Genomic DNA, 22,264 nt, shown 5'->3' on the forward strand with positions numbered 1-22,264 from the left:
ATGATATCGGACTCGCTGCTGGCCGAGCGAATGGCCGCCGGTGACCAGGAAGCGTTCGAGCTGCTGGTCACGAGGTACCACGGACCGCTGTTGTCCTATGTCACGAGCCAATTGAAGGATCGGGGCAAAGCGGAGGACATCGTCCAGGAAACGTTTATCCGGCTAATCCGCCATCTCAAGCGACATGGCGGGATGGAGCAGCTTCGCCCCTGGCTATATAAAGTGGCACTCAATTTATGTCGGGATTATTGGCGCAGCGCCTCTTACCGTTCGGAATATACCGGTACCGATAAGATCCCGGAGGATGCCGACCCGGCGCCAAGAGCGGAGGAATTGATCGAACGGCAGGAAACGGTGCAGCAGCTGGCCAAATCGATGACTCAGTTGCCGGAGGTCCAGCAGGAGGTAGTACGCATGCGCTTCTTCCATGACTTGAAGCTGCAGGAGATCGCCGAGTTGCTGGAGCTGCCGCTGAGCTCGGTGAAATCGCATCTGTACGGTGGATTGCGCAAGCTGAAGCGGGCGTTGGCCCGTTCGGTCGATCATCCTCATTTGGACTGGGACACCAAGAACAAAATTCGCGAAGAGGAAAGTGAGGTGCCTACTCATGGAACCATCCATTGACAAAGAACTGGAGCGGCTGGAGCGGGAGTTGCGTGAGCCGCTGCGGCAAGCGCTGCAACCGGGTCCAACCCCGTTGGAAACCGCGGCGTTAATCGAAGCATTGCAGCCGGAGTTCGCCGCCCTGCAGGCACAAAATGCTGCCGCATCCCTTGATTTTAACGCGCGGGTCGAACCGCCGTCCTTAGGCCGGCTGCTGCGCAGCCAATTCCGCATGAATCGCCGTTCGTTGATGATGACCGGGGCGTTTGTGTTTATCATGTTGGTGTTATTGGTTGATCCGGAACAGCCAGTGTCCAATTGGCTGTTGGGGGACCGGATGCCCAACATGTTTTCAATGATCACGCCACTCATGCTGATCGCTTCGATGCTGTACAGCTATCGCACCTGGGACCGGGGGATGCGCGCGATCGAGAGCGTTACGCCTTATCCGCCGGCGCTGGTCATCTACAGCCGTATGCTGATGGTCATGGCGTTGGTGGTTGGTTGGGCGCTGGTTAGCTCTTTTGCGGTGAGCATCCGCGTGGCGTCTGCCGGAGAAGCTGGGTTGCCGTTCATTCCTTTCTTGCTGGAATGGTTGGGGATTTCCTTGCTCACCGGAGGGGCGGCGATGTACGCCTTGTTTCGTTACGGTCATCAAGCGGGGATGTTGTTCGCGGGAGGCGTCTACGCTCTTTGGCTGCTCCTTATCGACCAGACCTCGGCGATCAGCTTAAACGCTGAGACGGGGGCTGGGTTGGGAGTAGGCGCAGGGATCGCGATGAACGTAGGTTTCCTGCTGGTTGGCGCCCTCCTGCTGTTCCGTTCGTATATCCGCAGCCGGAACCTGCAGACAGGCGGTGCGCAGGGCGGTGCGCAGCCATGATTCGCATCGAGGGGCTGCGAGAGCGCCCTGCCGGCGGATTTATCCTGCAAATTGACCGGCTGCAATTGAAGCCGGGGTTAACCCTGCTCGTTGGGGTCAACGGAGCGGGAAAAACCACTTTGCTAGAGCTGCTGGCGACGGTAAACCTGCCGCACAAGGGAGAAATCCTCTACCAAGAGAAGTCGGCCCAGTCGGATTTGCCGCTAGTGCGCAGCCAGATCGGTTATGTGCCTTCAGAAATCGAGCTGTACGAAAACATGACTCCATATAAACTGCTTCTGTACTTGTCTGAGCTGAAGGGGGTATTCGATTCGGAGCGGACCGGCGAGCTGCTTCGTGATTTTCGACTGGAGACTTACAGTCACACGAAGATCAAGCGGTTGTCTGGGGGCGTGCAGCGGCGGGTCACTTTGGCTCAGTCATTGCTGGCCGCCCCGAGATTTCTGTTCCTCGACGAACCGTTGAACGGCATGGATACCGGAGAGCGGAAGCTGGCGATCGCCTACCTGAATCGATATGCGGAAGGGCGGACCGTGATTGCGGCGGTACATGAGCTGAGCGAATGGGAGGAGGCGGCCGATCATGTACTGTGGCTGGATCAGGGAAAAGTACGTTTTTACGGCGGCAGAACGTCCTGGTTGGCGGATCTGCCCTGCCCGCTCTGGGAGGGCGAACTTACGCGAGAGCAATTCGACCTCTGTCCGGAGGCGGGCCTGATCGAGTTTCGGGAAACATCGGGTGGTATTTATGTCAAGCTGGTGGGGGAGAATCCCCCTTTTCCGGGACTCAAAGCGTGCAAGCCCACGTTTGGGGAAGCGTATTTTATCCGCAAATATCAGCCGTAGAGCTCAAACTGGATAATTCATATAAAAATTATCGGATTTCCTATTTTCAAATTCCATGAGATGTGAGAGAATAGGAAAAAAACTCTGTACTGAACGAAGTGCAAGTATTCGAAGGAGGAATTATCCATGTCTGAAGAGCGTCAATATGCCCCGGAAACGCTGGCGATCCACGCCGGTCAGGAGATCGATCCCACTACATACTCTCGGGCGGTCCCGCTGTATCAAACAACGTCCTATGGTTTTCGCGACACGGAGCATGCGGCTAACCTGTTTGGCTTAAAGGAATTCGGCAATATTTATTCTCGTATCATGAATCCGACCAATGACGTATTCGAGAAGCGCGTGGCTGCGCTTGAAGGCGGTGTTGGGGCGCTCGCAACGGCCTCTGGCCAGGCAGCGATCACTTTCTCCATCTTGAATATCGCTGGAGCGGGTGACGAGATCGTCTCTTCCACTACGCTGTACGGCGGCACGTTTAACCTGTTTTCAACAACGCTGCCCAAGCTTGGCATTAACGTAAAGTTCGTGGATTCCTCGAATCCGGAAAACTTCCGCGCCGCGATCACGGACAAGACGAAGGCGCTTTACGCCGAAACGCTGGGCAACCCGAAAGGCGATGTGCTGGACATCGAAGCGGTCGCCGCGATTGCTCATGAGCATGGCATTCCGTTGATCGTCGATAATACGTTCCCAAGCCCGTACTTGCTGCGTCCGATCGACTTCGGTGCCGACATCGTCGTGCATTCGGCAACCAAGTTCATCGGCGGTCACGGCACCTCAATCGGCGGGATCATCGTTGACAGCGGTAAGTTCGATTGGGCTGCCAGCGGGAAATTCCCGGGTCTGACCGAACCCGATCCAAGTTATCACGGTGTCGTTTACACGCAAGCGGTTGGTCCGTTGGCTTACATCATTAAAGCTCGCGTTCAACTGCAGCGTGACCTAGGTGCTTCATTATCGCCGTTTAATGCCTGGTTGCTGCTGCAAGGGCTGGAAACCTTGCACCTGCGCGTGGAACGCCATAGCCAGAACGCCTTGAAAGTGGCGCAGTTCTTGGAAGCGCACGAGCAGGTCGAGTGGGTCAGCTACGCCGGACTGCCGAGTCACGAATCTTACGAATTGGCGCAAAAATATTTGCCGAAAGGCCAAGGCGCCATCCTTACGTTTGAAATCCGCGGCGGCGTGGACGCCGGGCGCAAGCTGATCGAAAACGTGAAGTTGTTCTCGCATTTGGCCAACGTCGGCGATTCCAAGTCGCTGATCATCCATCCGGCCAGCACCACACACCAGCAGTTGGGAGAAGCGGAGCAATTGGCCGCCGGCGTCACACCGGGCTTGATTCGCTTATCCGTAGGGACGGAGTCGATCGACGACATCCTTTATGATTTGGAGCAGGCGATTGCCGCCAGCCAGGCCTAATCCGTTATTTTACAGAAGCCGCTGTATCGGGAGTACGGTATTAATCGTCCCGGTCAGCGGTTTTTTTTGCGCGTGGATGGGGTTTTCGCCGGAATCGGCTGGAATCACACTAAAATGTTGTACTAAATGCAACTTTCGAGGCTAGAGGGAGCTTAAACGGGTTTAAGAGCTTTCAACCGGGTGTTTACACGGCGGGAGAATTGGCATAAAATATAAGTAAAGTTTCACTCAACCAAAATTATTGTCCTAATACAAAAATGATTATCGTTCTCAATTGTGAGCTGCTCCGGGATTTTCCCGGGGCAGCTTGCGCCATTTTTAGGGGGTTAACAATAATTTTCATTCTCAGCGCAAGTCACTTATAAGGAGGAGATCGCTTTGGAAGCTGTGCATAGAAGAACGATACAAGAGGCGCAAAAAACTGCGAATCAACCTAACCCAGGCAGAAAACGCCGGTTCGATTGGCTACGTCTCTTACGCCATCAGGAGATGTTGCTCGCGTTAAGCAGCGGCGGGTTGATGTTGGCCGCTTGGGTCTGGGGGATGCAAGGGGCGATGCCATGGGTATCCATGGCGCTTTATATTGCCGCCTATGCGGTCGGGGGATATGTGAAGGCACGGGAAGGTCTGATCACGTTAGTGAAAGAGCGGGATTTGGACGTTAATCTGTTGATGATCGCTGCAGCCCTAGGCGCGGCTTCGATCGGTTACTGGTACGAAGGGGCGATGCTGATCTTTATCTTCGCTTTGAGCGGCGCTTTGGAATCGTTCGCCAGCGATCGTAGCCGTAAGGACATCTCCGCGCTAATCGCGATGAAACCGGAAACCGCGTTACGTGTCGGCGGAGACGGGATGGAGGAGGTCCCCGTGGAGGCACTGGCCGTCGGCGATCTGCTGCTCGTTAAACCGGGCGAGGTAATTCCGGCGGACGGAACGATCCGGACCGGGAGCTCCGCGGTGAATCAGTCGGCGATCACCGGTGAATCGATTCCAGTTGATAAACAGCCCGGCGATGGCGTGAATGCCGGGACGCTGAACGGAGAAGGGGCGATATACGTCGAGGTGTCCAGTCCGGCGGAAGGCACCTTGTTCTCCAAGATCATCACCCTTGTGGAGCAGGCTCAGCAGGAGGTGCCGGGGACGCAGAGATTCATCAAACGACTCGAAGGGATTTATGCCAAAACGATCGTGGCCGCCACGCTGGCGTTAATCTTGCTCACGCCGTGGTTGGTCGGCTGGAGCTGGTCCTTCGCCTTCTATAAGGCGATGGTATTTCTCGTCGTCGCATCGCCGTGCGCGATCGTCTCGTCGGTCATGCCGGCGATGCTCTCGGCGATGTCGAAGAGTGCCCGCAAAGGCGTGTTGTTTAAAGGCGGGGCCCATATGGATCATCTGGGCAGCATCCGGGTCGTCGCCTTCGACAAAACCGGAACGCTGACGGAGGGCTCGCCGGTCGTGACCGGGCTCTACACCGCGGAGGGCTTTGCCCCGCGGGAGGTACTGGCTGCCTGCGCTGCGGCGGAGAGCCTGTCGGAGCATCCACTGGCTAAGGCGATCGTACGCAAGGCAGAGGCCGAAGGGGTCCCGCTTCGCGGGGCGGAGGAACTGCGGGCGCTGCCCGGCTGGGGCATCGAGGCAGAGGTGTTCGGCGCAACGTGGCGCGTGGGCAAGGTGGACGACGGTGATCCGATGTTGCCACGGCCGCTGGCCGAGCAGCTTCGCGCCTGGATCGCCGAAGGTCACACCGTGTCCGCCATTCAGCGGAACGGCGAATACGCCGGCCTGATCGCGCTCCGCGACGAGGTTCGCCCGCAGGCCAAGGCGGCCATCGACCGGCTGCACGAGATGGGGCTTTCCGTCGCGATGTTGACGGGCGACCGCAGCGTGACCGCAAACGCGCTGGCCGGAGAGATCGGCGTCGACCTCGTGTACGGCGATTTGCTCCCGCAGGAAAAGGTCGAGCACGTGAAGGCGCTTCGGGAGCGTTACGGCAGCGTCGCCATGGTCGGCGACGGGGTAAACGACGCGCCGGCGCTGGCTGCGGCGACCGTGGGCATCGCTATGGGCGGCGGCGGCAGCGGGGCGGCGCTGGAGGTGGCGGACGTTGTGCTGATGAACGACAGCATCGAGCGGATCGCAGAGACGATATCGCTTGCCCGGCGGGCCCGGCGGATCGTGAAGCAGAACCTGATTTTTGCCGGAGCGGTCATCTTGATGCTGATATTAAGCAATTTTGCGGCGGGTATTCCGTTGCCGCTGGGCGTAGTAGGTCATGAGGGCAGCACGCTGTTGGTTATTCTAAACGGGTTACGACTGCTTCGGTAATGGCGTTCTTGCCTGGTCGGCGTAGAGCCCTTCATCATTCCTTCATTTAACCTTCACCGAACCCTTCCGTTACAAAGATTGACAGGGAGCCGCCGTCTTCACATAATTAGAATCAAGCAATAATGATTCTTATTTTATTCGGATAAGTCCATTTGAAGGGGTTTGAGGATATGTACAAATCAATTATTATCGGCACAGGCCCGGCAGGGTTGACCGCCGCAATTTATCTGGCACGCGCCAACATGAATCCGCTGATTATCGAAGGTCCGCAGCCTGGCGGCCAATTGACGACAACGACGGAAGTGGAGAATTTCCCGGGGTTCCCGGAAGGGATCATGGGCCCGGAATTGATGGATAATATGCGCAAGCAAGCCGAACGTTTCGGCGCCGAATTCCGCACCGGTTGGGTGAACAGCGTGGACCTGAGCCAACGTCCGTTCAAGCTGCAAGTGGAGGGGCTCGGCGAGCTCGTTGCCGAGACGCTGGTATTGTCGACAGGGGCTACGGCCAAATACCTGGGCATTCCGGGCGAAGAGACGAATGTAGGGCGCGGCGTAAGCACGTGCGCGACTTGTGACGGATTTTTCTTCCGCGGCAAGGAGATTATCGTGGTGGGCGGCGGCGACTCCGCGTTGGAGGAAGCCGGCTTCTTGACCCGTTTTGCTTCGAAAGTCACGTTGGTACACCGCCGCGACGAGCTGCGCGCATCGAAAATCATGCAGGATCGTGTGCGCACGAATGAGAAAATCGAGATGGCGCTGAATCGTACGCCGCTTGAAGTCATCGCCGGCGAACACGGAGTTACCGGTCTGAAGGTACGTAACAACGAGACTGGCAATGAGGAAGTGATTCCGGCCAGCGGCGTATTCGTGGCGATCGGCCATCACCCGAACACCTCGTTCCTGGGCGGGCAAATCGATCTTGATGCGAATGGCTATATCGTGGTGAAACCCGGCACATCCGAGACCAACGTTCCTGGCGTCTTCGCTTGCGGCGACGTACAGGACACTCGTTACCGCCAAGCGATCACCGCTGCGGGAAGCGGTTGTATGGCCGCCATCGACTGCGAGAAGTTTATCGAGAGCACGGAACATGAAACAGCTGCTGCGGCCGTCAAATAACGGCACAACGAAACGGCGATACAGGTCAAGACCTGTATCGCCGTTTTTTACGTTTATATCGTACGGAGCTTTAGCTGAACAGTCCGGCAACCAGCTGAAAGACGAAATATCCCAACACGCCGCTGCCGATCAACGTAAAGCCGGATCGTTTGCGCCCTTGAAATAGTCTCAGCACACCGAGACTGACCAAGGGGGCGACAATAAGCAAAAAAAACATAACGGCAATAAACAATTCCACGGATATATCCGAAATATTCACGATAGTCATCCGATCCAATTCTCCATTCCTGTGGATGTTAGTATAATTATGCAATGATATAAATCACAAGTTGATATTTTTTATTATACATAAGCCCGGCTTGTATTTGTAGAAGCTGAATGTGAAAATTAGGCGTCAGAATGACGTCGTTTTTGCGAATAATCGTGATTTGGGAATTTGTCCGAAACCTTCCTTTCGTTCGACAAAACTAGAAAGCTTTTGCGGGAACCGCTGTGTTACAATGGGCTTGAAAGACCGGGAGAAGTACACTTTATGCAGCTTGACCGGAAGGTGGGGGAAGCCATTTGGGAAAGAAAATCGGGAAACTTTCGAAGGTTTGGCTCATAACCGGGGTGATCGGTGGTATACTGCTGGGATCTGAACCGCTCGGCTGGGTAGCTGTCCCGGTTCATGCGGCTGCGGAGCCAGCTACGGTCACCACTTCCAAGCAACTTCAAACCAAGTTAGCGGAAGGGATGGAGGCGCGGAGTACAACGATTACTTTGAAATATAAAGGATCGACCAAAAATTTAGAGAAGCAGCTGAAGCAGGCCGTTAACGAGGCGCTTGATGCTGACCCGTATACGAAATATATCGTGGATCGCTATGTGTACTCCTGGCGAGGGACCTCAGGTTCGGCCAAAATTACGCTGCAGGTCCACTACCGCGAAACGGCCCAGCAGACTGCGTACGTGCGCCAAAGGGTAAAGGAAATCCTGAAGCAGCTGATCGAACCGGGCATGAATACGCATCAGAAAATCAAAGCGATTCACGATTATGTCGTAGTGAATTTGAAATATGATACCGATTTGCAAAAATATACGGCTTATGAAGGGCTGAAAACCGGCGAAGCGGTATGTCAAGGTTATGCCTTGCTGACTTACGAGCTATTGAAGGAAGCCGGCATCGAGAACCGTTTGGTCGAAGGTACAGCCGGTGACCAACTTCATGCCTGGAACCTCGTGCGGCTCGATAATCGCTGGTACCATCTGGACACGACTTGGGACGATCCGGTCCCTGATGTACCGCAGCGAGTCAACTATACGTATTATTTGCGAACGGATGAGCAGATGCGGAAGGATCACATCTGGGTCGCAGCGCATTATCCTCTCGCGTCCGTGCCTTATTTAACGACACTCCAGAAGTTGATTGAGGCGGGCGGGGCGAAGATGGAAACTTATCTTGCTCTGAAAACGAGTTTAGGTTATGACCTGTATGACGCCGACGCGGCTGTGTCCAATGCCAAAGGGCTAACGGATCGGGTGAAGAACGGTTTGAAAGCTGGAAAAGGTACGGTAACCGTACGTTACGCCGGTTCGGATGAACAGCTGTTGGAGGACCTAGCCGGGTTATATGACCTGGGTATCCGCAATATCCGTTATCTGATGCAGCCGCTGGAAGGCACGGAGGATTTACGAGTGGAGATCCATTGGGAGTAAAAATAAAACGAGCAGGAGTCGATGACGTTGAAGTCAGGACTCTCGCTCGTTTTTTTAGCAATTATGTCTCGGTATGCACAGGTTGTACCTCGAGATCGCATTCCTGCAGCGGAATGACCTTTGTTTTTTGGGTCCATTTGTAGCCTAACCAGACTAACAGGAACAGCGGGATACTGATGTAGGATACGGCGACGCCATACCAGTCGATGGTTTCACCGGTAAACGCGGACACGTTCTGCCCCAGAATGACCAGAAAGCAAAGGGCAAAAGCAAACAGTGGGCCAAACGGAAACCAACGCGCTTTGTAGGGCAGGTCATTTAGGTCCCGTCCTTGGGCCACATAGGCTCTACGGAAACGATAGTGGCTGATGGCAATACCAAGCCACGTGATAAAGCCGCACATTCCGGAAGCGTTAAGCAGCCAGTTATACACCACGCCGTCGCCGAACAGAGAGGCGAAGAATGCGACCATGCCGACGAGCGTTGTCATAAAGAGCGCGTTCATCGGAATGCCGCGGGAGTTCAGTCTCGCCAGGAACTTTGGAGCTTTCCCGCGCAAGGCCAGGGAATACAGCACCCGCGAGGAGGCGTACATCCCAGAGTTGCCGGCCGACAACACGGAAGATAGGATGACGGCATTCATGACGGAGGCGGCGAAGGCCAGTCCGGCTTTTTCGAAGACCAGCGTAAACGGGCTGACGCCGATGTTTTCAATCCCGCCTTGCAGCAGATTCGGATTGGTGTATGGAATCAGCATGCCGATGACAAGAATGGCCAGAATGTAGAAGACCAGAATACGCCAGAACACTTGCCGAATCGCGCGGGGCACATGTTCCCTAGGGTTATGGCTTTCCCCGGCGGCGACACCAACCATTTCCGTTCCTTGGAACGAGAAGCCGGCAGCCATAAATACGCCGAGGATGGTGAAGAATCCGCCATGAAACGGCGCATCGCCGATCGTAAAGTTGGAGAAGCCAACCGCTTCGCCGCCCATGATTCCGAAGATCATAAGTACGCCTATGATGAGGAATACGATGACGACGATGATCTTGATCATGGCAAACCAATATTCCGATTCTCCGTAACCCTTCACGGAGAGGACGTTCAACAGGAAGATCAGAGCCAGGAACAACACGCTCCAGAGCAGTGATGGGCTGTCGGGGAACCAATATTTAATGATCAATGTTGCTGCGGACAGTTCAGCCGCGATGGTGATTGCCCAGTTGTACCAGAAATTCCAGCCCATCGCAAAGCCTAGGGAGGGATCGACGAAACGGGAAGCGTAAGTTTCGAACGAGCCGGAATCCGGCATATAGGTAGCTAGCTCGCCCAAGCTGGTCATCAGGAAATAGACCATGATGCCGACGGCGGCATAAGCGAGCAGTGCTCCGCCAGGGCCCGCGGAGGCAATCGCGCCGCCGCTTGCGAGGAACAGACCGGTCCCGATCGAACCGCCTAAGGCGATCATCGTCATGTGGCGAGCTTTAAGTCCCGGCTGAAGCCGATCGTCCGACGTTTGTTGTTTACTCATGGGTGAAACACTCCTTCTAAGCTCATAGTTTTCCCCGTATCCCGTCTCCGATGCGCCGACAGGCCTATAGAGCTCCATAGAAAAAAGGCCGCGGAAAGGACTCCGCGGCCATAGTTATACCGTTAATCCGCACCATTCCATGAAGATAGCTCAACACGACATCCACCGGGTGACAGGAATAGCCGTGACAGTTCTGTCCCTTTCGGTAACAGCCCCAGCCCGAATGCCAACAGAAGCGGCAGCCAAGCTTCGGCGACGGTGCCTTTCGACCGGTCTCACGGGCGGCTTCTCACGCCTCCTCCGGTGTACTCTTCACAATCGCGACCTCTACCTCACCCTAGAAATGATGAGGTCATATGAAATTTACATTTTCAAAGTATAGCGTATGGGGGATTGTCAGGCAATGTCAAAATAATGACATATGGTTATTTGCTGTCTCCCCGATCGCGGCCTGCCATTTGCTGCCATACGGTTCCGGCAGCTTGCTCGCCGGATTCGATGCGCTCAACGGCCATGCGCGCTTGTAAGCCGACCTCGAACTCAGGGTCGTCTACCGCAGCGCGCAGCGCTTCCAAGGCATCGTCAGTGCCGACCTCGTACAGGAAGCGGGCCGCGCGCCAGCGGACCAGCTTGCTGCTGTCCGACAGCGCCGCGATCATCGGCCCGGTGGCCGCGGGATCGCCAATGTCGGACAGCGTGTCGCCGGCGGTGCGTCGCACGGCGGCGGAGGCATCGCGCAGCGCCTCGTACAGCAGCTCCATCGCCTCAGGCGTCCGCAGATCGCCGAGGTAAACGACGGCGAGCCGGCGGAGCTGCATCTGCGGGTCGCGCAGCGCCTCCCCTAGCAGCGGCAGCGCGTCTGCGCCCGGCTGCTGCAGTGCCTCCAGCGCGGCGTAGCGCACGCGCCAATCGGGGTCCTTCATCCGCTCGCGGATTTCGTCCAGGGTCAGCTCGCGCCGCTGCTCAACGAACTCCGTCTCGCTGCGGCCATGGGCGATTGCCTGCGCCACGATCCCTTTCAGCCGCTCCGGCGGAAATGCCGCTTCGAGCTCCTGCTCGATCTCTCGAGCGATGTCGGGCAACTCGCCGTAGCGGACGCCGTAGTCGGTGAGCTTGCGCTCCTTGATCAGCGTGGCGCTGGCCACCTCAGTTACGGCGTTCACGAACCGCTCGGACAGCGAAATTCGCTCCTCGCGATTCCCCGCCTTCACCCGGATCTGCATCGGGATACCGCGGAAGAACTGCACAAACACCTGCGCCTCACCGTATCCCAACGCTTCCCCGCTTTCCGGGCTCCAGGCCGATTCGACCCCTTCCTGACCAAACTGCTTCTGCACCTCGCTCAGAATAGCCGCCCAATCAGCGTTTCCCTTGCGGTCCAATGCAACGAAGTCTGCGGTATGGAACACGCTTTTGACTCCTGGGATATGCAGTAACCCACGGATCCAGGCCGGGGCAGAGCGTTCGTTGTCCAGTGTATATGTTTTCCGAATCCCCGGCTCTAGGCTTTCGTCCAGATGCAGCTTCATAGAGTTGGGGCTGGGGGTCGGTTCGATAAATACAATTTTCATAAAATGTCCACATCTCCTTTCCACCTTATTGTACCTCAATGCACCGCTTTGCCCAAGCGTCAGAAGGAATAAAAAGGAACAACGGCGACACACTAAAGTGGCAAGGAGGCGAGGACATGTTTCAGAAACAAGAGCGAACTCTAGCGATCGTATGCCTCTTCGTGGCCGTGATCATGTTGTATGCCTTTATCAAAAGCGTTATCCGTTTCCTCCATTACTTCTCCTGAAGGAGCTTCGTCATGGCAAACCTTGATCCAGTCACGTTAAGCCGGATGCTTACCGGGCTGACCTTGTTCGTACATATCGTGTTTGCGTCGATTGGCGTAGGTGTCCCGCTGATGATCGCGCTCGCGGAATGGCGGGGAATTCGCGCCGCCGATCCGCATTATACCTTACTTGCACGCCGCTGGGCTCGCGGATTCGTTATTTCTGTAGCGATTGGTGTCGTGACCGGCACGTCAATCGGATTACAGCTCAGCCTGTTATGGCCAACATTCATGCGGGTTGCCGGGCAGGCGATTGCGTTGCCGTTGTTTATGGAGACCTTCGCCTTTTTCGTGGAGGCGATCTTTCTTGGCATCTACTTGTATACTTGGGATCGGTTCAAAAATAAGCTTCTGCACCTCCTCCTGTTGATTCCAGTAGCCATCGGCTCCTCTGCGTCGGCGTTTTTCATCACGACGTTAAACGCTTTTATGAACACGCCGCAGGGATTTACACTAAAGAACGGAGTCATCGCTGACTTTCAGCCGCTGGTAGCGATGTTTAATCCGGCAACCCCGACCAAAGTTGCCCATGTGTTGGCATCCTCGTATACCGTCAGTGCCGGGATTTTGGCTGGGGTCGCCGCTTTCAGTCTGCTGCGTGGACGGGAACACGCCTATTTCAAGAAGGCGCTAAAGCTGACGGTGGTATCCTCCTTCGTGTTTGCCCTGGCTACGGCAATGATTGGCGACTTCTCGGGCAAGTTTCTGGCCAAGTACCAGCCGGAGAAGCTGGCCGCTGCGGAATGGCACTTTGAAACGATGGAACGGGCTCCGCTGATTTACGGCGGTGTGCTGGATGAAGCCGGGAACGTCAGATACGCGCTGGAAATTCCCTATGCGCTCAGTATCCTCGCGGGAAACTCGCCGGACACCCGGGTGATCGGGCTGGAGGAATTTCCAGAAGATGTGCGTCCGCCCCTGCTGATCCATTATATGTTTGACCTCAAAGTCACGATTGGGGCGCTGCTTGTCCTGATTCCGTTCCTGTATCTGCTGCGCCGTTACCTGCCTGGCGGCAAAAAGGGTTATCCGGTGTGGCTTCTGCTCGGAATCTTGGCGTTGGGTCCGCTGGCGATGGTAGCAATCGAGCTGGGGTGGATGTTTGCCGAGTTCGGCCGTCAACCGTGGATCATCCGCGGCTATATGAAGGTGGGTGAGGCTGCTACCACTTCAGAAAGCGTCGGCCCGATGCTGTTGTTGTTCGCGGTGCTGTACCTGGTCCTGTGCCTTTCCTGTATTCTCGTATTGTCCCGGATGTTCCGGAACAAGGACGTATTGACGGAGCTGCGCCAAGCTGGGCTCGAAGGAGGGAAAGGACAATGAGCTATGAACTTGTAGGCATTACCGTATTATGGACGTTTTTGTTTGGTTATTTAATCATCGCCTCTGTCGATTTTGGGGCAGGATTTTTTAGCTACTACAGCGTGCTTACAGGCCATGAGAATAAAATTCACGATATCATTCAGCGCTACCTGTCCCCGGTGTGGGAAGTGACCAACGTATTTTTGATCTTTTTTGTGGTAGGCTTAGTCGGTTTTTTTCCGGATTCCGCCTATTATTACGGCACCGCATTGTTGATTCCCGGCAGTCTGGTTACTGTGCTGCTCGCTTTGCGAGGCGCCTATTACGCCTACAATACATATGGCAGCAGCAAGGCGAACAACAAAACCTATATGGGAATTTATGGGGCAACGGGGTTGTTGATTCCGGCGTCCCTTTCGACGATCCTGGCGATATCAGAAGGCGGGATCATTGGCGAGAGCGAGGGGAAGGTGGTATTGAATTGGGCCGCCTTTTTCGGAAATCCGTATACCTGGTCGGTAATTGTGCTGGCGCTTGTGTCCGTGTTGTACATTTCGGCGATGTTTCTTGCGTTTTACGCGGATAAAGCAGGGGATCGACGGGCATTCGAAGTGCTGCGCGGTTATGCGTTGCTATGGAGCGGGCCGACAATTCTGGCCTGTGTATTCGCCTTTTTTCAGATTAACCGGCAAAATCCGGAGCATTACGCTCATATGCTGGAGGTAGCGTGGATGTTTATCGCCTCGTTAGCCTGTTTCTTGGGAGCCGTTGCATTGGTTTGGAAAAAGCGACGGCTGGGCTGGTCATTCCTGCTGGTCATGCTGCAGTTTGCGTTTGCTTGGTACGGATATGGCCGCAGCCACCTGCCCTATATTCTCTACAAGCAGGTCAGCATCCATGAGAGCTTCACGAACGAGACGATGGCTGTCGCCTTGATCACGGCTTTTATCGCGGGCTTGTGCATCCTTATTCCTTCTTTGTTCCTGTTAATGCGGCTGTTTTTGTTTGACGCAAAATACGTACGGGGCAGCTCGCCGGGGAAAGGGTGATCGCGATGGAGTGGTTTATGATGATGGTGGCGCCGGGGCTAGTTGTTGTCGGAGCAGTTATATTCCTGTTTATTTATGCCTGGAAATATAAGGACCGGATGGATTGAAACAAGAAGTTTGGTTTGCCGCCGAAATTACTCTAAAATAGGAGAAAAGCAAAAGAAATGCGGAGAGGAGCAGCCGGAGCGATGCCAAGAAGAACGCGCTACAACAACATCGATAACGTAAGCACTGACAAGACGTTGAAGCAGATCAGACAATGGCGGGAAGAACGCCGCAGAAAAAAGAAGGACTATTCCTATGTCATCCCTAATCAGCCGCCGCAGCTCGATTACTTACATCAAAACCGCGTGGAGACCACGATGACCTGGATCGGCCACTCCACGTTTCTTATTCAGTATCAGGGACTCAATCTCGTGACGGATCCGGTATGGGCGATGCGAATGGGATTCCAGCGCCGGTTATGTGAACCGGGTGTCCCGATCGACAAATTGCCTCGGATCGACGTGATCCTGATTTCCCATTCCCATTACGATCATATGCATATGGCTTCGATCCGTCGTTTGTACGGCAGCGATACCATGATTTTGGTCCCCGTCGGACTCGGGCGAAAAATGCGCCGCAAAGGGTTCCAACGTGTGCAAGAGATGAGCTGGTGGGAGAAGGTGCGGATCGGGGAGGTTGACATCTCCTTTGTGCCGACCCAGCACTGGACGCGACGTACGCCGTTCGATACAAATACGTCCCATTGGGGCGGGTATGTCTTGGAACCGGTGCAGTCTAAGGCTGAGGAAAAGCCGCCAGTCATCTATTTTGCCGGGGACAGCGGGTATTTCCGGGGCTTCGCCGAGATCGGGAGTCGTTATGAAATTGATGTGGCGCTGCTGCCGATCGGTGCGTATGAGCCGGAATGGTTTATGACCAGCCAACATACAACTCCGGAGGAGGCGCTTCAGGCATTCGTTGATGTCAGAGGGAAACTGATGATTCCGATGCACTACGGCACGTTCAGACTGGCCGATGATACGGCTAAGGAGGCGCTTGATCGCTTAGAAGCAGACCGGAAACGGCGCGATATTTCCGAAGACAAAGTTCGGCTGCTGCATCATGGGGAGACACTGCGACTGCCTCATCTGACGCCGAAACCGACGGTCACGCCGCCGCCAGGTGCTACGGAGAGAATTGCGCAGTTGAGCGGACGAATCAAATAATAATCGCTGGCGGGAGGGTGGCTGCGCGTTCACTGTCTGTTGCTATCTAGCGCTACCTGAAGCTGTGAGGTGCAATTGGATCTGTCTGGCACCCTCTTTGCATGATTATCCCGTTTGATCAGGAGGAATTGCTGTAATTAATCCTTCTCGTTTGGCTGATTCAGATGGCGTTGATCAAGCCGTAGCGAGAAGGGGCAGCTTCGATTGGCGTGCGATCAGCTTGTGGTAAGAGATCGCTGGAATGGCCATACACATGCATAGCAACTTCTGCAACACCGTGCCTTCTGCATCGGACCGGCGCAGCTGGCGGCGTCCGGTGTACTCGTTCAAGTACGCCTGCAGATACTTCGGTCCCAAGGCAACATAGGTACTTTTAAGTGAATCCCACGCTTCTCTTACCACTCTACGCAAAGGTATATACAGCTTAAATGCCAGAGGGGGCGACAGAATAATCGACGTGGAAATATCCACCTGTCGATGAATAAATTTAGCGAGTTCGTGACGATGGACAATTCTATCCCCTCTCTTTTGCGAGATCAGATGGATTTTCACTTGCTCCGGTTCGCCCGCCTCCGTTATCGTACACCCAGCCACGACTGCTAAGGCATTTGGATGAGGAAACTGATTGCACCGAAGCGGATCTCCCCCATATCGATCACAGTTCACCTTCACGTCTCCACTCAAGAGCTCGAGAGCATCGGATTCTCCGAGGGTGTGGCGGATCTTGTGCAGCATTAACCAGGCGGTCTTGTAGGTGACCTGAATCACCTGGCTTAGCCGCATTGCCGAGATCCCGTCGGGAAGTAGGAACAGTTCCAGAGCGTGGAACCATTTCAAGAGAGGCAGATGTGTTCCTTCAAAAATCGTGTCGACCAAAGGTGACGCTTGATGCCCGCAACTTCCACACTCAAACAAGGGGATTCGCCGGGAGTTCAAGCGGGTACATTGGGTGTAACCGCAACGCGGACAGACGAAGCCCTTTCGCCACTTCATTGCGATTAACGCCTCCATGCAAGCTTCCTCGCTGTCATAACTGCTGCTAATTGTATGTTGACCCATTCTCGCATTAACTTCCATGTCCGTCCACCTCTAAATCCAAAATACGCACATTCGTTCCTTTTGTTTCCATTATACCAAACGTATGTTCCTGTGACAAGGAAAAAATCTCAATTAATTAGTATCCATAGCAACCCTACTGAACGAAAGGGATAATCGTGCAAAAGGGGCAAAGGGCTATGGAAGGACTGGGGGCAAGATAGTCGCCACAGGTAGACGACCCAGGTAGATGGACCCGGGTAGATGACTGAGGTAGATGACTGAGGTAGATGACTGAGGTAGGTGACTGAGTGGGTAACTGAGGTGGATGACTGAGGTGGGTGATTGAGGTAGGTGACTGAGGTGGGTGACTCAGGCAAGTGACCAGGTGGGTGATCCTGGTAGATGACGCAGGCAGGTGGGCGACCCTGCAGAAGACGAGCTAATGGGGGTTGATTTCAGGCTTTCTGCGCTTTAGGTTCAATTTCACTGGTAATCTATGATATAATACGCCAGTAGTATCGACTATTTGAGATAGTCCGCACTCACTATGATAAAAGGATGGTAATGCCTAACATGATCAGCACTAACGGTGTAACGCTCCGGTACGGAAAACGGGCACTTTTCGAAGACGTAAATATAAAATTCACCCCCGGTAACTGCTATGGTTTGATCGGGGCGAACGGGGCAGGTAAGTCGACGTTCCTAAAGATTCTCTCCGGCGAAATTGAGGCGAATCAAGGCGAAGTTTTTATGACGCCGGGTGAGCGAATGGCCGTCTTGAAGCAGAACCATTATGAATACGACGAATATCCAGTGTTGGAAACGGTCATTATGGGCCACAGCCGGCTGTATTCGATTATGAAAGAGAAGGACGCGTTGTATGCCAAAGCGGACTTCTCCGAAGAGGACGGCATGCGTGCCGGCGAGCTGGAAGGCGAATTCGCCGAGCTGAACGGCTGGGACGCCGAACCGGATGCGGCCGCGCTCCTGATTGGTCTTGGGATCCCGCGCGAGCTGCACGATAAGAAGATGGCCGAGCTCAGCGGCAATGAGAAAGTCCGCGTCCTGTTGGCGCAAGCGTTGTTCGGACGCCCGAACAACCTGCTGCTGGACGAACCGACGAACCACTTGGATCTTGAATCGATCCAGTGGCTTGAGAACTTCTTGATGGATTATGAAGGTACCGTCATCGTTGTATCCCATGACCGCCACTTCCTGAACAAAGTATGTACACACATTGCGGATATCGATTTCGGCAAAATCCAAATGTATGTCGGTAACTACGACTTCTGGTACGAATCCAGCCAGCTCGCATTGCAATTGCAGCGGGACGCCAACAAGAAGAAGGAAGAGAAGATTAAGGAGCTGCAGGCGTTCATTCAGCGTTTCTCTGCGAACGCTTCGAAATCGAAGCAAGCGACTTCCCGGAAAAAGCAGCTCGATAAAATAACGCTGGATGATCTGAGACCTTCGAACCGGAAGTATCCGTTCCTTAACTTTAAAGCGGAGCGCGAGGCCGGCAAGCAGTTGCTGACGGTCGACGGGCTGACCAAAACCGTTGAAGGCGATAAGGTGCTGGATAATGTCAGCTTCGTCGTGAACAAAGGCGACAAAATCGCGTTTGTCGGACCAAACAGCCTGCCGAAAACGACGTTGTTCCAAGTCGTGATGGGCGAGCTGGAAGCGGATGGCGGAGAATACAGCTGGGGCGTTACTACGTCACAGGCTTATTTTCCAAAGGATAACTCCAGTTATTTCGATGGTGTTGATCTGAATCTGGTCGAATGGCTGCGCCAATATTCGAACGACCAGGACGAGACGTTCCTGCGCGGCTTCCTTGGACGGATGCTATTCTCCGGTGAAGAGGCGCTGAAGAAAGCAAGCGTGTTGTCCGGGGGCGAGAAGGTCCGCTGTATGCTGGCCAAAATGATGCTGAACGGGGCCAACGTGCTGCTGTTCGACGAACCGACCAACCACCTGGACCTCGAATCGATTACAGCGCTCAACAATGGGCTGATCGACTTCGATGGAACGATCCTGTTCACATCGCATGACCATCAGTTTATTCAAACTATCGCCAACCGTATTATTGAGATTACGCCAAACGGGATCATTGACCGCGTCATGACTTACGATGAGTACCTGGAAAGCGAAGAAATCCAAAACCTGCGGAAATCGATGTATCCGGAAGAAGTCTAAACGGATCTACGATAAGCCGAATAATAAAAGCCGCGCGGACGGGTCCAAAGGGACCTGCTCCGTGCGGCTTCTTTGCGCTGCTTGGGTTCTTACGAACCACCTGTCCGGCGGCGCTGATTGTTCGGTTTCTTATTATTTTGGCTCTTGAGCGCCTTGGTTTGAAGATTGTCCTTCATCCCAGGCTTGTTTCCCGCCTGTTGCTGTTGTTTTTTCTGTTGCAGCTTTTGGCGCATTGCTTCGGCTAAATCGATTTTGCGTGGTTCTTTATCTTCCGTCACCGATATCATCTCCTCGTAAGTAAAAAAGGGGCTGTCCCTATTTTATACGTTTTTAAAAGCGCGTACAACGGGAATAATGATGAAGGTTGGCTTTTCCCGGAGGCAACACTGTTTCTCTAGACTTACTCGGGGTTTATTTGCTACGATGATTAAACGCTTTTCATGGAATGTCATCTTAGGTTTGCGAAAAAGTAGGTCAATGGTTTCGGGGAGAAGTCTGGAGGTGCGGGACTTGGATATTTATGACGATATACGAAAAGGGGAGCGCGGGGCTTGGGTAAGCATTGCCGCTTATTTGTTGCTGTCCGCTTTTAAATTAGTTAGCGGTTTTTATTTTGATTCCAACGCCTTATTGGCTGACGGTTTTAACAACCTCACGGATATCGTGGCTTCCGTGGCGGTGCTGATCGGTCTAAAAATCTCGCAAAAACCGCCGGATTCGGATCATGCTTATGGCCATTTTCGTGCGGAAACGATCGCCGCGTTGGTTGCCTCTTTCATTATGGCGATGGTTGGCATTCAAGTCATTCTAGACGCAATCCGTTCGTTGGCTGCAGGTGAACATAGCCAGCCTGATGTGCTCTCGGCTGCAGTAGCTGCTGTCTGCGCATTGGCGATGGGCGGGGTCTACGCTTACAACCGGAGATTGGCCAATCAGATCAACAACCAGGCACTGATGGCGGCTGCGAAGGATAATTTGTCGGATGCTATGGTCAGCGTAGGGGCTGCCATCGGGATCATCGGTGCGCAATTTGGGTTGCCGTGGCTGGATGTAGTGGCTGCGATAGCGGTGGGTCTGCTCATTTGTAAGACCGCCTGGGACATCTTCCGTCAATCAACGCATAATCTAACCGACGGGTTTGATGAGAAAGAACTGGGTGACCTGCGCAGCACCATCGCGAGGACCCAAGGGGTTGAAGGCATTAGAGACCTGAAAGCTCGCGTTCATGGTAATCATGTGCTGGTTGACGTGGTGATCGAAGTCGATCCACAACTCACGGTAATTGAGAGCCATAAAATTAGCGACCGGGTTGAGGAACGAATGAGAATCAAGCAAAACGTGATGCATGTTCATGTTCATGTTGAGCCCAAAGAGGGATAAGGAGACCCGATTGGTGCGTGGACACGAACCGGGAGTTACATAAGGAAACAAAGCCCAAATGGGCAGGCCAGGGAAACATTTACCAGGCCTGCCGTTTGGGCTTTTTTGGGTTAAAAACCGGGCGTTTATCCCTAATAAATAGTCCGATTGGATAATTTGGAATTAACAGTAAAACGATCGGGGTGGTTTCAAAATCAGGTACTTTCGATACATATTAGGAGCTTTTTATCGCCGGGATGCGTTTTCATCGGCTGGTTTCAGGTCGGAATTAATAGGCCGCTTGCCTCTATTTTAGGCGGATGGTAACTAGGGCCAATGTCTTTGAATGCGCTTTCGGACATTGTGATATTCGACCGATTTAGACTGATTTCGACAAGGGATATAATGGGGGCAAGACCAAAGAAAGGAGAACGTTAGAACGAAGGTTAACAACTAGATTTTACATTAGGAGGCAGGACATTACTTATGAAACGAAGCGTAGCGATCACATTGTTGAGTGCCATTCTTCTCTCTACTTATACAGCTGTTCCTCATCAGGCCGCGGCCGCCACCGCCACCGCCCAAACCATTACCAAGGGGTATATTGTTGGCGGGGTCAATTTTCGTGACCAACCTTCCCTTTCGGGCAAAGTGATCGGATTCCTTAAAGAGGGTTCTGAAGTTACAGTATTGGATCAAAACAATAGTTATTTCTATCAAGTGAAAACCGCTGACGGAACGGTTGGTTACGTCAGCTCCAGTGATAAGTACATCCAGGTGGAAAAGGTAACTATCGCCCCACCCCAACCTTATTTAGGTTGGCCCGCTACGGTAATCTACGGCGTCAATATGCGGAATGAAGCGTCCACGGCAGGTGATGTCATCGACATGTTGAGCAAAGGGACCCAACTGACCATTCTCGAACAAAGTAACGAATATTTCTATAAAGTAAGGACTGCGGCCGGACAAACCGGTTTCGTCAGCACCAATGAGAAGTACCTTCAGATCGATACAGTTGCCCCAACACCTTCCCAGCCAACGCTTGGTTGGCCGGCTACGGTGACGTATGGCGTGAATATGCGTGATGAGCCGTCCACCTCGGGGAATGTCCTTACGATGTTGGGTACGGGTACAGTGCTGACGATCCTCGAGCAAAGCAATGATTATTTCTATAAAGTACAGACGGCGGATGGAACAATAGGTTACGTTAGTACGAAGGACAAATATCTGGAAATTGAAGGACAAGCTGAAATACCGACACCGGTACCTACGCCTACCCCTGCTCCGGAACCCGTGCCAACGCCAGCTCCGGCACCGTCTAATGGAATTAGCCAACAGATCGAACAAGTTATTGAGGCGGGCATGAAATACCTGGGTACGCCGTATGAATTCGGCTCAAGCCGCAGTAACACTTCAACGTTTGACTGCTCTGATTTCGTAAGACAAGCCTATAGGGATGCGCTAGGCCTTACGCTTCCTGCGGATTCCCGCCAACAAGGGGATTACATTAAGGATAACGGCACCGCGGTTTACAGCATCGACAACTTGAAACGTGGCGATTTGGTCTTCTTCATGAGCTATAAGGGCTCTTCGGCCAAGTCTTATGCCGGGATCGACAAACTCAGCCAGCGGATTACCCACGTGGCGATTTACCTTGGCAACGGACAACTTCTGCACACCTACTCAACGGAGTCTGGAGGAGTGATCGTCGATCAACTCGACGGCTCCTGGGTATACCGCTTCATGTATGGCGGTAGCGTCTTGAAATAAACAAAATCCATTCCGCTTTGATTCGTTCTCTGTCTACAGAGGACGGGCAAAGCGGTTTTTCGTCTTGGTACAAC

At 53.8% G+C, this 22,264-nt stretch carries 19 protein-coding genes and 1 riboswitch; of the genes, 14 read left to right on the forward strand and 5 right to left on the reverse strand.

Annotated elements, in window-relative coordinates:
* From M0651_RS08290 to trxB, 6 genes are all read left to right on the forward strand, one after another.
* On the forward strand, nucleotides 1–624 hold the full coding sequence (locus tag M0651_RS08290; protein WP_248551370.1) for an RNA polymerase sigma factor: 624 nt from the start codon (nucleotides 1–3) through the stop codon (nucleotides 622–624).
* Complete coding sequence (locus tag M0651_RS08295; protein WP_248551371.1) at nucleotides 608–1,486, forward strand: hypothetical protein; 879 nt, start codon at nucleotides 608–610, stop codon at nucleotides 1,484–1,486. Before M0651_RS08290 ends, M0651_RS08295 begins: the two co-directional genes overlap by 17 nt.
* Nucleotides 1,483–2,331, forward strand: a complete 849-nt coding sequence (locus M0651_RS08300; protein WP_248551372.1) for an ATP-binding cassette domain-containing protein — start codon at nucleotides 1,483–1,485, stop codon at nucleotides 2,329–2,331. Before M0651_RS08295 ends, M0651_RS08300 begins: the two co-directional genes overlap by 4 nt.
* Before the next feature lie 126 nt (nucleotides 2,332–2,457).
* Complete coding sequence (locus M0651_RS08305) at nucleotides 2,458–3,750, forward strand: homocysteine synthase (RefSeq protein ID WP_248551373.1); 1,293 nt, start codon at nucleotides 2,458–2,460, stop codon at nucleotides 3,748–3,750.
* A gap of 378 nt (nucleotides 3,751–4,128) precedes the next feature.
* Entirely contained in the window at nucleotides 4,129–6,075 is a 1,947-nt protein-coding gene (locus M0651_RS08310) for a heavy metal translocating P-type ATPase (protein WP_248551374.1), read from the forward strand.
* A gap of 170 nt (nucleotides 6,076–6,245) precedes the next feature.
* On the forward strand, nucleotides 6,246–7,196 hold the full coding sequence (gene trxB, locus M0651_RS08315; RefSeq protein ID WP_248551375.1) for a thioredoxin-disulfide reductase: 951 nt from the start codon (nucleotides 6,246–6,248) through the stop codon (nucleotides 7,194–7,196).
* A 70-nt stretch (nucleotides 7,197–7,266) separates the two neighbouring features.
* Here the strand turns inward: trxB and M0651_RS08320 are convergent, their stop codons facing one another.
* Complete coding sequence (locus M0651_RS08320) at nucleotides 7,267–7,464, reverse strand: hypothetical protein (RefSeq protein WP_155607845.1); 198 nt, start codon at nucleotides 7,462–7,464, stop codon at nucleotides 7,267–7,269.
* A gap of 296 nt (nucleotides 7,465–7,760) precedes the next feature.
* On the opposite strand from M0651_RS08320, the gene M0651_RS08325 reads away from it, so the two are divergent.
* Nucleotides 7,761–8,894: a transglutaminase domain-containing protein gene (locus M0651_RS08325; RefSeq protein WP_248551376.1), complete on the forward strand. Its 1,134-nt coding sequence runs from the start codon at nucleotides 7,761–7,763 to the stop codon at nucleotides 8,892–8,894.
* 61 nt (nucleotides 8,895–8,955) lie between these two features.
* Here the strand turns inward: M0651_RS08325 and M0651_RS08330 are convergent, their stop codons facing one another.
* A complete protein-coding gene (locus M0651_RS08330) occupies nucleotides 8,956–10,425 on the reverse strand; it encodes an amino acid permease (RefSeq protein ID WP_248551377.1) in 1,470 nt (489 codons plus the stop codon).
* A 138-nt stretch (nucleotides 10,426–10,563) separates the two neighbouring features.
* Nucleotides 10,564–10,763, reverse strand: a riboswitch (Lysine riboswitch).
* An 87-nt stretch (nucleotides 10,764–10,850) separates the two neighbouring features.
* Complete coding sequence (locus M0651_RS08335) at nucleotides 10,851–11,996, reverse strand: virulence factor (protein ID WP_248551417.1); 1,146 nt, start codon at nucleotides 11,994–11,996, stop codon at nucleotides 10,851–10,853.
* Between the two features lie 239 nt (nucleotides 11,997–12,235).
* Between M0651_RS08335 and M0651_RS08340 the strand changes: the two genes are divergently transcribed.
* The 4 genes from M0651_RS08340 (at nucleotide 12,236) to M0651_RS08350 (ending at nucleotide 15,824) form a co-directional block, all read left to right on the forward strand.
* Nucleotides 12,236–13,585 (forward strand): cytochrome ubiquinol oxidase subunit I, encoded by a 1,350-nt coding sequence (locus M0651_RS08340; RefSeq protein WP_248551378.1) that lies wholly within the window; start codon nucleotides 12,236–12,238, stop codon nucleotides 13,583–13,585.
* Nucleotides 13,582–14,613, forward strand: coding sequence for a cytochrome d ubiquinol oxidase subunit II (locus tag M0651_RS08345; protein ID WP_248551379.1), 1,032 nt, complete (start codon nucleotides 13,582–13,584; stop codon nucleotides 14,611–14,613). Before M0651_RS08340 ends, M0651_RS08345 begins: the two co-directional genes overlap by 4 nt.
* A 5-nt stretch (nucleotides 14,614–14,618) precedes the next feature.
* Nucleotides 14,619–14,720: a cytochrome bd oxidase small subunit CydS family protein gene (gene cydS, locus M0651_RS24270; RefSeq protein WP_372490909.1), complete on the forward strand. Its 102-nt coding sequence runs from the start codon at nucleotides 14,619–14,621 to the stop codon at nucleotides 14,718–14,720.
* 81 nt (nucleotides 14,721–14,801) lie between these two features.
* The gene (locus M0651_RS08350) at nucleotides 14,802–15,824 is read left to right on the forward strand and encodes an MBL fold metallo-hydrolase (RefSeq protein WP_248551380.1); all 1,023 of its coding nucleotides are present in this window, start codon (nucleotides 14,802–14,804) and stop codon (nucleotides 15,822–15,824) included.
* Between the two features lie 174 nt (nucleotides 15,825–15,998).
* On the opposite strand, the gene M0651_RS08355 is transcribed toward M0651_RS08350, so the two are convergent.
* Nucleotides 15,999–16,883 carry a transposase gene (locus tag M0651_RS08355; RefSeq protein WP_248551381.1) on the reverse strand — a complete coding sequence of 295 codons (885 nt, stop codon included), beginning with the start codon at nucleotides 16,881–16,883 and terminating at the stop codon, nucleotides 15,999–16,001.
* A 552-nt stretch (nucleotides 16,884–17,435) separates the two neighbouring features.
* Between M0651_RS08355 and M0651_RS08360 the strand changes: the two genes are divergently transcribed.
* Nucleotides 17,436–19,061, forward strand: coding sequence for an ABC-F family ATP-binding cassette domain-containing protein (locus M0651_RS08360; RefSeq protein ID WP_248551382.1), 1,626 nt, complete (start codon nucleotides 17,436–17,438; stop codon nucleotides 19,059–19,061).
* Nucleotides 19,062–19,150: 89 nt separating this feature from the next.
* Here M0651_RS08360 and M0651_RS08365 read toward each other — a convergent pair whose 3' ends face one another.
* Nucleotides 19,151–19,339, reverse strand: a complete 189-nt coding sequence (locus tag M0651_RS08365) for a hypothetical protein (protein WP_248551383.1) — start codon at nucleotides 19,337–19,339, stop codon at nucleotides 19,151–19,153.
* 232 nt (nucleotides 19,340–19,571) lie between these two features.
* Here M0651_RS08365 and M0651_RS08370 point away from each other — a divergent pair, with 232 nt between their 5' ends.
* Nucleotides 19,572–20,441 carry a cation diffusion facilitator family transporter gene (locus M0651_RS08370; protein ID WP_248551384.1) on the forward strand — a complete coding sequence of 290 codons (870 nt, stop codon included), beginning with the start codon at nucleotides 19,572–19,574 and terminating at the stop codon, nucleotides 20,439–20,441.
* Nucleotides 20,442–20,906: 465 nt separating this feature from the next.
* The gene (locus M0651_RS08375) at nucleotides 20,907–22,190 is read left to right on the forward strand and encodes a C40 family peptidase (RefSeq protein ID WP_248551385.1); all 1,284 of its coding nucleotides are present in this window, start codon (nucleotides 20,907–20,909) and stop codon (nucleotides 22,188–22,190) included.
* The last annotated feature ends 74 nt before the right edge of the window (nucleotides 22,191–22,264 follow it).

It is taken from the genome of Paenibacillus mellifer (genome assembly GCF_023195895.1).
Classification (GTDB): Bacteria; Bacillota; Bacilli; order Paenibacillales; family Paenibacillaceae; genus Fontibacillus; species Fontibacillus mellifer.